Origin of the sequence: Demequina ureilytica (genome assembly GCF_048553575.1) — a bacterium.
In the GTDB taxonomy this organism is placed as follows: Bacteria; Actinomycetota; Actinomycetes; order Actinomycetales; family Demequinaceae; genus Demequina.
This window is the reverse complement of sequence record NZ_JBLZIE010000001.1, coordinates 638,149-649,189: the sequence shown is the minus strand read 5'-3', so window position 1 is coordinate 649,189 and position 11,041 is coordinate 638,149. Positions and strand designations below refer to the sequence as shown.

4 protein-coding genes are annotated in these 11,041 nt (G+C 70.9%); all 4 read right to left on the bottom strand.

Features of this window, described 5'->3' with window-relative positions; all coding sequences use genetic code 11:
* Positions 1-26 precede the first annotated feature (26 nt).
* Positions 27-2,615 (bottom strand): transglutaminase domain-containing protein, encoded by a 2,589-nt coding sequence (locus ACNI3K_RS02855; protein WP_419390343.1) that lies wholly within the window; start codon positions 2,613-2,615, stop codon positions 27-29.
* The gene (locus tag ACNI3K_RS02850; RefSeq protein ID WP_419390342.1) at positions 2,612-4,003 is read right to left on the bottom strand and encodes a DUF58 domain-containing protein; all 1,392 of its coding nucleotides are present in this window, start codon (positions 4,001-4,003) and stop codon (positions 2,612-2,614) included. Before ACNI3K_RS02850 ends, ACNI3K_RS02855 begins: the two co-directional genes overlap by 4 nt.
* Positions 4,000-4,965, bottom strand: a complete 966-nt coding sequence (locus tag ACNI3K_RS02845; RefSeq protein ID WP_419390341.1) for an AAA family ATPase — start codon at positions 4,963-4,965, stop codon at positions 4,000-4,002. The genes ACNI3K_RS02850 and ACNI3K_RS02845 overlap by 4 nt, the downstream gene beginning before the upstream one ends.
* Before the next feature lie 78 nt (positions 4,966-5,043).
* Entirely contained in the window at positions 5,044-10,980 is a 5,937-nt protein-coding gene (locus tag ACNI3K_RS02840) for an Ig-like domain-containing protein (protein ID WP_419390340.1), read from the bottom strand.
* Between the last annotated feature and the right edge of the window lie 61 nt (positions 10,981-11,041).

Genomic DNA, 11,041 nt, shown 5'->3' with positions numbered 1-11,041 from the left:
GGAGCACAGCGAACTCTCGCCTGCCCCTACGAGGACCTGCGGCCTCCTCCTCGGCGTACTCGCGAGCGCCGCGTGCTGCGCCCGCTGGCGGTGTGAGAGGTGTGCTCCGACCGCCACTGCGGGCGGTCGTCCCGGCGCCGGGCGGGCTCTCGAGCCGCCGGTGCTACGACAGACAGCCACACCGAGCGCAGCGACACCCGCATCCTCATTCGCGCCCACCACCCACGTCCCCGCAGGCGAGCCGCCCTATCACCGTCGACGAGCGCCCACAGCTCCTCGGCCTCCTGCGCGGTCATCTCGGCGTCGGAGAACGTCGCACGGTCGGCAAGGGTCGCGATACGGGCTCCGCGATCGGGCCCGAAGGCGGCGGCCGTCTCGGCGCGGGTGCCCAGTGCCACGGGGTCGAGGCCCGCCTCGACCGCCGTATCCACGTACTCGTCCCAGCCGCGATGCACGGAGTCCCGGGGGTCACCCTTGCGCCGTCGCGCGCGCCGCGCCGCCTTCCACGCGATCACCAGGAGGAACGGGCCGCACAGCACCAGCAGTGCCAGCAGCCCGATGCCGCCGAGCCGCAGTGCAGTGGCGAGCCATCCTGCACTCCCGTGCTGCCCGTCGTCCCTCGCGGCGTCCTCGTCTGACGCTCCGCGCTGAGAGGGCGGGGGCAGGATGGGCTCGGCACGCTGAGGGTCGAGCGCGGTCGGGTACTCCGGGTCGGTCTGCTGCGACACCTCGGGGGCCAGCGGGGACTCGTGCTGCGGCGAGACGTCGGCCTCGACCCAGGTCCCGTCGCTGCCCTGCACCTCCACCCAGGCGGTGAGATTTCGGCCCCGGCACTCCCCTGATTCGCACGCCGGCACCGTCCATGCGGCACCATCCGGCTCTGCAAGACGCGCACCGACCACCACGCGTGACGGGAAGCCCAGCTCGGCGGCGAGCAGCGCAGCGGCGGCCGCGAACTGCTCGTCGTCGCCGACTGCCGCCACGAGGGAGGCGCGGGGATTCGCCCCCACCTCCTCCTCACGCGCGATGAGCGAGGAGAACAGGCGATCGAGGCGGTCGTACGAATGTCCGGCCGGCGACGATGCGAAGACGTACCCGGGCAGGTCGCTCTGCCAGCTCGCGGTCGCCTCGCCCTCGTCGAGCGCATGGCTCAGGTAGCCGCGTTCCCGCAGGCGGGTCAGCAGCTGGTCGAGTCCCGCGCCGTCCCGCGAGACGGCCTGGAGCGCGACCCAGTCCGAGAGGGACTGCGGGATCAGCGCAGAGTCGATGGTGGCGGCGCCGGGTGAGCCACCGAGGTCGGCGAGCTGTTGCGTCTCGGCCGGAAGGTGGCCCTCCACGGTGTAGCTGTCTCCCGCGACGATCCCCCCTTCGGCGCCGATGACTCCGGTCGCTCCCTCATCGAGGTAGTAGAAGCCGTCGAGGAGCTGCGCCTGCCGCGGGCCGTGGAACTGCACGCTGCCCAGCGGGCCGAGCAGCGGTACCCAGATCCCACCGCCTGCACCCACGGTGATGTCGCCGCGAACCGTCACCGTCCCCGAATCGGCTGCGATCGAGGACGGTATGCGCCGGAAGCGCACGGGGGGTGCATCCGGACCGGCGTAGGCGCTGAAGGTCTCGCCATCGAAGTGCTGCAGCGCGGCGAGGCGTACCCGCTGCGGAGTGTCCGTGCTCGTGTTCACCGAGAACAGCACCGCGTCATACGCATCGTCCTCGAAGTACGAGCGGTACGACGCCAGTGGCGACACTGCCTGAGCAACCGTCAGGCGCGGATCGATGGCGGTGCGCGCCACGTCTCGCGGTGTCTCGGCGGCGATGGGGCCGGCCACGAGGGTAGCCATTGCGGTGGCCGCGACCGTGATCGCCGCCATCGCGGCGACGCCGCCGAGAACCCGCACGCGAGGCCTGCGCACCAGCCGGGCATCCTCGCCCGCGCGAGCGATGCCGATCGCGCGCTGGCGCACGTAGGTCGCGCGCCAGCCGAACCAGGCCAGGACCAGGATGAACATGGCGACACCCACGGCGAACTCGCGGGTCAGATAGGTGCCGAGAACGCCGTCGACAACCGCATCGGCCCTCGCCGCCGGGCCGAGGGCGATGCTCGCCCCGAGCAGGGCCCCGAGCACCGCCGCCCCGAGCCCCCATAGACGGCGCGAACGTGTCGCCGCCCACGTGGCCAGCAGCGTCGCCACGAGGAACAGCGCGAAGACCGGCACGAGGGTGGCGCGGTACTCGCCGAGCGGCAGGGGAAGCGTGACGATCTCCTTCCATCCCAGGACGGGTCCACGCGCCAGCTCTGCGGCGGTGCTGCTCCACGCCTCCGGCCCATCGAATGGGCCACCGATCGCGAGCAGTGCCCCTCCCACCACATAGACCACCAGGGCGAGGACGACGGCGGTTCCGGCGCCCCGCCTCGAGCGCTCGCATGCCACAGCGACGGCGGCGCCTGCGATGATCGCCACGCCGACGGTGAGCAGGTACCGCGTCGACTCGTAGACGGGGTGGAGGCTCCACGCGGCGATCGCGCTGCCGACTATGACGAACACGGCGTTCGTGAGCACGAAGGTCCACGTAGAGCCGTCCGCCCTACCGTTCGAGCCGCGGTTACGCAGGCTCATGTCGCGCCCCGTGCGAGCAGCTGCCGCAGATCATCGAGCACCCCGAGGCTGAGCACGCGAGTCCGACCCATGGCGCGCATCGAGGGCTGAGAGTTGGGGTTGCAGACCACAGCGGCAACCGCCACGTCTCCCGCGAACGCCATGGCCGCGCTCTGCAGGTGAGAGTGAGAGGCCGCGGAGCCGGTGATGAGGAACGCGAGCGACGTGGCGCCGGTCGACTCGACGAGCATCCGCGTGAGCGTAGGCATCGCCACCACCGAGGGCCCCGACTCGACCCCCGCGAGATCGTCGAGCAGTCCGCGCGGGCTGGTCACGCGCAGCTGGCGGAGCGACCGCACCGAGGCGCGCGCAAACTCGGGAACCTCACCGCTCACGACGGCCTGGACGTCACGGCCGTCGCGGATCGCGCGAACCCCGAGCGAGCCCACGGCGCTCACCGCCATCTCGAACTCGTCCTCCGTCGCGTACGAGCCCTCGTCGAGGTCGAGCACCACACAGATCGTCGACCGGCGGGTCTCCTCGAACTGGCGCACCATAAGCTGCCCCGTCTTGGCAGTGGACTTCCAGTGGATCTGGCGCTGCGCGTCCCCCCGTGCGTATTCGCGCACGGCGTGGAACGAGATGTCCTCGTTGGTCAGGGTTCGGGTCGCCCGTCCCTCCAGGTCTCGCACGAAGCCGATCGAGGTGCTCGGGATGGCGACGGTGACGGGGTGGATGTACAGCGTGCGCACGTCTGCCCAGTGGAACTCCCGTTGGAGCAGGTGGAGCGGGTCAGTGCGGGACGTGGTCGCCGGGCCCACGTCGATCACCCCTCTGTGGGGGGCGGGGATGACTATCGACTCGCGGTGCTGATGGTCGCGCCTCAGCAGGGGCACGTGGAAGTCGACCAGCCCCAGGCCCACCGGCACGTCGACGCGGCCTGGCAGCGCGAGGCGCGCCTGCGTGTTGCGCACGACGATCTCGCCCTCGGCGTCCGTGCCGACCACCACCGCATCCTGGCTGAGACGGAAGTCGACCTCGTACGCCTCATGCCCCAGCAGGAACGGCAGCGCGAGGAGGAGGAGGATCGCTGCCACCAGTGCCGCGACAAGGAACTCTCCCCAGCCGAACGCCAGCCCGAGCGCCGCGCCCGCCACCGCGCACACGATCGCCGCCCAGCCCGAGGGGGTGACCACGGACCGAGTGCGCGCCCAGCCCCCGCGGACGGCATCGGTGCTCGCTCGGGACAGCCGCAGCGCCCACAATCCGAGCGCCACCCACCGACCGCGCGACTGCCCTGTGAGCTGCGTGCGCGTGCCGGCCCACGTCGTTCCCGTATGCGTGTGTCCGCGGGGGTGCGACGTGGATGAGCGATCGGCGCGGGTGCGCCCTCTGGACTCGACGCTCAAGCGAGATCCTTCTGGCTGGGCGGCGGGGTGTCGAGCAGGACCTGGCCGATGACCGCGGTCGCGGTCACGCCGTCGAACTCGGCCTCGGGGTCGAGGATGAGCCGGTGGGCGAGCATGGGCTCCGCGAGATCCTTGACGTCGTCCGGAGTCACGTAGGTGCGACCGTGACCCAGAGCCCACGTGCGCGTGCCGCGAGCGAGAGCCATCGCGCCGCGCATCGATGCCCCGAGCCGCACCTGGGTCGCGCCGCGAGTGGCGTCGACGAGGCGCGCAATGTAGTCGAGCACGAGGGGGCTCGAGTGGACCTGTGCGGACAGCTCGGTCATGGCGGCGATGGTCTGCAACTCGACCAGCGCCGGCACGGTCACGCGGGGCGGCCGACCGGCTTCGAGGATGCGCAGGGTCACGCCATGGTCGGGGTAGCCGAGCGACGTGCGCATCATGAACCGGTCGAGCTGTGCCTCGGGCAGCGCGTACGTACCGGCCTGCTCGATGGGGTTCTGCGTCGCCACCACCATGAACGGTCGTCCCGCGGGTCGGGTGACTCCGTCGACGGTGACGGCGCCCTCCTCCATGACCTCGAGCAGCGCCGACTGGGTCTTGGGGCTCGCGCGGTTGATCTCATCAGCGAGAACCACGTTCGCGAACACCGGTCCAGCGTGGAACTCGAACGTGCCCTGGCTCTGGTCGAACACGGTGATGCCGGTGACGTCTCCGGGCAGCAGGTCCGGCGTGAACTGGATGCGGGTCGACGTGCCCTTCACCGTCTGCGCCAGGGCGCGCGCGAGCGACGTCTTGCCAGTTCCGGGGACGTCCTCGAGCAGCAGGTGCCCCTCGGAGATCATTGCGGTGAGCGCGAGCTCGACCACGTGGCGCTTGCCAAGCACCGCTCGCTCGACGTTGTCCGCGAGCGCCGCGAACGTCTGCGCGAACCAGTCGGCCTGTTCCTCGGTGACGGTCATCATCTCTCCTTCAGGCGGGGTGGGCGCGCCGTGCGCGCCGCGGGTCGGGGCCGATGCTCGGGGCAGGCCGGCGCGCGCTCACGGTGCGCCCGTCGGGCTTGGCGTCGGGTCGGTCGTGGGGTCGGGAGTCGGCTCGGGTTCCGGTTCGGTGTACTCGCAGGTCACGGTGGTCTGCCAGTCGTTCAGCCCCGCCAGGGCGCCAGAGAACGATACGTCCCACCGCATGCGGCGCATGTCCTCGGCCGGCACGGCGCTGTCGCCGCTGTCCCCGAGCATGGTGGAGGTGGCGGTGTGGTGCGAGGCCTCCGCATTCACAGTGATACCGCCGATGTCAGGGTCGGCTCCCGCGCGGCACTGCTGGACCTGGATCTCGACTGGGTAGCGCGGGGAGCCCGATTGGGCGGGGACCACGGAGGTCTGGCTCGAGCACTGCACCGTACCGTCGTCGTACGTGGTGCAGTAGCGAGCGCTCACCTCGGACACCGAACCAAGCGGCAGGGTGAAGAGCTCGCTCCACCCGCCCCCGCGCACCGAGTACTGGACGAACATGCCGTCGGGTCGGTCGGGGCTCGGGTCGGTCACGCTTGTCGAGCACGACCATTGGTCGCCGCTGCACGTGGAGTTGACCCGGTACCCCCGCTGGAACGTCGGCGCACCGGGATCGACGAACGAGTCGACTTCGCGATCGATGGTGTTGGAACGCGCGTAGGTTGCTCCCTCGTACCGGCTCTCGCTGCAGATGGTGAACAGCGTGCGCGAGTTCGGCTCGACGTCTGCGGTGAAGCGCGCCGTCCCGCCCGAGGCGCGCACCATGCTCGTGCAGACGTCGCCGATCTCGACTCCGACCCAAGTCTGCGAGCCCTGGCCACCCGTCCGCGTCTCCACCGTGAAGGTCACCCGCTCTCGCGCATCGTCGAGGGAGTGCGTCGCGGACAGGAGGGTCGGCGCGCCGACGCCGTGGGCGCTGAAGGTGGCCGACGCTCCGGTGCCGCTGCCCCCGCCCACGGGCGGGATGTCGAGAGCGGTGATCGGCGTGACGGTGACCGTCTGTGCCTGATTGGATCCGACCTCGTAGCCGTCGATCGTCAAGCTCTGCCCGCTGACGGAGTACTCCCGCGTGGCACCGGTGGGGCTCGACAGGGTCACGGCACGTGTGGTCGAGTCGGGGATGCGCATCCGCACGTCGATGCGGCGGCCCTCGCCCCCGGTCTCGCGCGTGGGGCTCCACGTGATGTTCGTCGGCCTGGTCGGTGGCGCGTAGGCCCATGCGATGACGGAGACCGCGTCGCGAGACCGACCCACCGCGTTGATCGCTCGCGCCGTGTACTGCCGCTTGTCACCGTTCACCAGGCCCGTGATCTGCTCGCACGCCCCCTGTGCCGAACATGACGCGACCCGAGCGTCTCCTGCATAGATGTCGAATCCGGAGATCGCGGGATACGCAGAGCCCGCACGCCCAGGGGTCACCGCCAGAGTCACGGACCCGTCCCCAAACGCCGTCTGACGGACCTCGGCGGGCGCCGCGGGGAAGCCCTGCAGGTCGAGGCTGATCGTCCCCTGCCTGTCGCCCGCACTGACCCGTCCCTGCGCGTCCCGCACCGAGAACCTGGCCTCGCACACCCCGCCGGGGGCGTCGGCCGACCACGTCGCGCGCACGGTACGGGCGTCGACGGGAGCGAAGCTGACGTCGGGGCACGACGCTGCGCGGGTCACGGCGACCAGCTCTAGCGGGGTGCTTGGGAGCGGGTTGACCTCTCCCTCCGCCCCGGAGACGGTGATGGTGCACGAGCTGCCCTCGGCCTGCGAGCAGCGCTGCACCACGGTCCCGCCCTTCGGGAGCTCCGAGGGTGCGGGGCCGACCTCGAGAGACAGCGACGCAGCTCTGGTGCCGGGATCGGAGGGCAGCGACACCGTGACGGCGTCTTGACGTCCGGGCACTGCGATGTCCCTCGCGGTGATCGTCAGCAGCGTGCCGTTGCGGGACACCTCGAAGTGCTGGCCCGTGTACTCGGTCGTGTACTCCACGGGACGAGCTGCGGCCCCGGGTGGCCAGGACACCATGCGTGCCACGTCGAACGAGGCGGTGTCACCAGGGGACAGCTCGAGCGAGGCACCCGTCAGGATGGGCTGCGGGTCGTCGGCGATGATCACGATCGGGACGGGCAGCACCGTGCTGTCCTCCTGCCCGGAGAGCGTCACGGGTACCAGGCACGTGTCCGTATATGGCTCACCGGTCCCTGCGGTGTACCGCAGGGTGGTGCCGGCCACGACCGCGCAGCTCGAGTTCGCTCGGCGGCCTGAATCCACCACACCGGGCGCGTCGATCGCAATCTCGACTCCCGCCGGCAGCGCGGCCAGGTCGAGCAGGTCGAAGGTCACCGACTCTCCCTCGTTCACCTCCGGCGGAGCGAAGTCGTCGCGCAGCGCGACACGCAGGTCGTCCTCCCCCGGCACGCGCAGGAAGCCGTACGAGACGACCTCCTCGCCCGCGTAGTCGGGTCCGCTGACGCGAAAGGGAATGAGCCGCGCGGACTCCGGCAGCGGCCCCGCGATGGTGCTGCCGTCCACGGTCAGGTCCGGCTGGCTCCCCCACAGCGACAGCTCGAGCTCGGCGGGGTCCCCTGCGCCCCACGACACCCGGTCCGTGAGCACATCGACGCCCGTCTGGAAGGCGTCGCGCGTCTGCGCAGACAGCACGGTGTCCTCCACGATGGGCACGTCGGCGACGGGCATGCGCACGGCCTTGAGCACGATGCGGCCGATGGCCGTCGAGCCGCCTGCGTTCTGCACCGTGTAGACGAACGAGTGAGTGCCGGGCACCTCGCCCACGGACAGGGTGACCTGGTCGCCGTCGACCGACTCCAGCCGCTCGCTCAGGGCGGCGAACTCCTCCGACTCCGGGTCCGCGTCCGGGCGCACCGACACGAGTTCCAGCTCACCACCGGCGAGGTCGATGTCATTGCCGGTCGGGTCGAGGCTGAAGCGCCGGTCGGAGCCCACCTGCGCCTGAACGTAGTCCGAGTAGGTCACCGGCCGCGGGTCGACTCCCGCCGCAAGCACACCGATCGAGGCGGACGCAACGGCCGACTGTCCGCGCGCATCCATCACGCTGTACTCGAACTCCACCTGACCGGCGAAGCCGGGCTCGGCTGAATAGACCAGCGACTGTCCGTCGGACGAGACGCGGGCCGCTCCGCTCTCGGGCTGAGACTCGATGCGTTGCAGCGACACCTCGTCGCCATCAGGGTCGGTACCCGTCCCGTCGAAGGGCAGCCGCACGCTCTGGCCGGCGGCCACGCGTCCGCTCAAGGCGCGCGGCACGGGCGGAGCGTTCGTCTCCGAGTCGAGCACGGTCACCACCACTGTCGCGGCGTCCCGTTGCGCGGGGTAGCCCAAGACGTACGCGGCATATGAGATGACGTGCGTCCCCGGCTCGTCCGGGGCGAGATAGCGCACTGTCGAGCGCGCCGGGAATGCGAGCCCTGCACCCTCGTTCGCGTCGACGGAGGCGGCGTCCAACGCGATCACGTTCCCGGCGGGGCCCAGGTCGTTCGCGAGGACGTCGATGTCCGCCTGAGTGCCCACCCGGACCGTGACGGCGTCGTCGACAGCGAGCGGCGTCGATGGGGCCTCCGAGTCCAGCAGCACCACGGTGACCTCGCCACGGGCCGTCGCCTGCGGGCGCCCGGAGCCGTCTGACACGGTGTATCGCAGCACGCCCAGCAGGCCCGGTTGGCCGTCTGCGGTCTCTCCACTGATGCGCAGCGCCGAGTGGCCGACGATGTCGGCGGACAACCGGGTTCCCTCGGCGCCTTCGGTGTCGAGCTCGCTCAGCAGCAGCACGTGGCCACCTGGGTTCGTGACCGAGGACAGCACGTCGATCGTGGCGTCCTCTCCCGCGCGCACGAACGCGGTGACGGGGGCCGTGGCCAACCGCTCGTCCTCGGGAGCGATAACCGAGACGCGGGCGGAGGCGCGGACTTCGGAGACGCCGTCCGTCAGGGTGTAGTCGACGGGGTACGAGCCCGGCTCCGTCGCCGAGAACGTGAAGCCCACGTCGCCTTGCGCCACCGCGACGTCCGCATCGTCGCTCGCATCCGACCCGGCCTCCGTCACGACCAGCGGGCCGCGTGCGCCTGACACTAGTCCCGAGACGTCGACCGTGGTGGTGGCGCCCGCTGTCACGGTCGCGACAACGTCGTCGACGCGCAGCTCGGGCTCGCCCATCACCGTCACGGTGAGAGTGCGAGTCGCCCGCGCACCGTGCGCGTCCGCGACGGTCACCTCGACTGGAACGACGCCCGATGCGATGGCTGAGGAGTTCGTGTGCTGGAAGACGACGTCGCCCTCGGGTGACGACGCGACTACGCCCATCGAGGCCGTGGTGCTGGCCTCCACCACGTACATGGGGTCGCCCTCCGGGTCCACCCAGCCGGTCAGCACGTCGACAGACACCGTGCCCCCGGGCGCCACCTGGGGTGCCGGCCATCGTGCCAGGCACTCCTCGGTGCCGCACCATTCGGGCGCACTGTTGCCCGCGGGCTCCACTACGGTCATGGTCACCGAGGCGGGCTCGGAGAGCAGGCCGTCGCCCGCGGTGCCGTCCGTGACGACGTACGAGAACGTTGCCGTTCCCTCGGCGTCCGGCGCGACATCGACGACCAACGACTGCTCGTCATCCGCCGGGGTCAGTGTGCCGAACGAGGGATCGAGCCCTGTCACCGAATTGGGCACGACGCTCAGCACGTCCCCGTTCGCATCGTGGTCGTTCAGCAGCACCGGGAGGCTGACCTGACGCCCCGCTCGAACTCCGAGCTCATCGTCGCGCGCGACGGGGGCCCGCGGCTCGAGGACCTGGGTCGCAACCTCGTCGTCGTCGGGTGCCGCCTGGGTGATGTCCTCGCGCACCCACTCCTGGGAGGAGGGCACCAGCGCGCCGGACGGGACACCCCACACCCACCCCGACCGCGACTCGTTGAGAATCAGTCGCGAGCCGTTGGTCCGCAGCCGGGGCGTCCGGCGCTCGCCGAGCTCGCCGTCGCCGTAGTCGAGCTGAGAGGTGGTGCCGTTGGACATCCACATGGTTCCCGCGCCCTCACCGGCAGGAAGCCAGGCGCCGGCGACGATGGAGGAGTCCGGCAGCGGCGCAGGCCGGGCCGGCTGTCCGAGGACGAGCTCCGGCGCTCCGTGCGCGCGCTGTGACGGGGCGCCATCGAACGGCACCGTCACCGCACCGAACTCGTCTGCGATGACGATCAGCTCCGACGCGGGCGACGGGGACTGGAGGAGCGCACTCTCGGTGGCGACCGTGGCGTGGGGCTCCTCCGCGAAGTTCGTCCACACCAATCCGCTGGCCGGATCGAGCAGCACCCACTCCGCGCCGACCCAGGAGATCTGGACCTCTTCGCTCTCAGGCCCCTCGGGCAGGTAGACGGTGTCCCTGATCTCGCCCGTCAACGGGTCGGCGAGGAGCACGGTCTGACGCTGCGCCGAGTAGGCCGCAAGCGCACCGTCGACCGATACTGCGGCGGCGACTGCGCGAAACTGCGGCCGGTCCTCCCCCTCCTCCACATCGACGTCCGCGTACGGATCGACGGCCCGAGGAGCAACTGCTGTGCCATCCTGCACCGACCCGGCGAGCACCTCGCCGGTTTCCGTGAGGTACGCGACCACGTCGCCGGTCTGGGCCACCTCGACCGTTCCCTGGGGTGTTGGCACCGTCGCATCCGCCGCCAGCTCGCTGATGTCCTGCGGCCGCGCCGTATCAAGCTCCGTCACGGAGCCCAGGTTGTCGGAGTACACGAGCAGGGTGCGCTCCGCCTGGAGGATCTCGCTCGGATCCGCCACCGTCTTCACTGTGTCCACCTCGGACACGACCGTGTTGACTCGGCCGAACCTCTCGCCCGCCGCAGTCTGCAGCGCCCACACGGAAGGATCGTCGACCTGGACCTCGCGCTCGTCGAATCCTGGTGCCAGCGCCACGCCCACGACCAGTCCGGTGAGCACGGCGGCCACCGACGTCCGCCTCACTGTGCGCCACCGCGCCGCAGCGATCTCTCGTGGCCCCGGGTCTCTC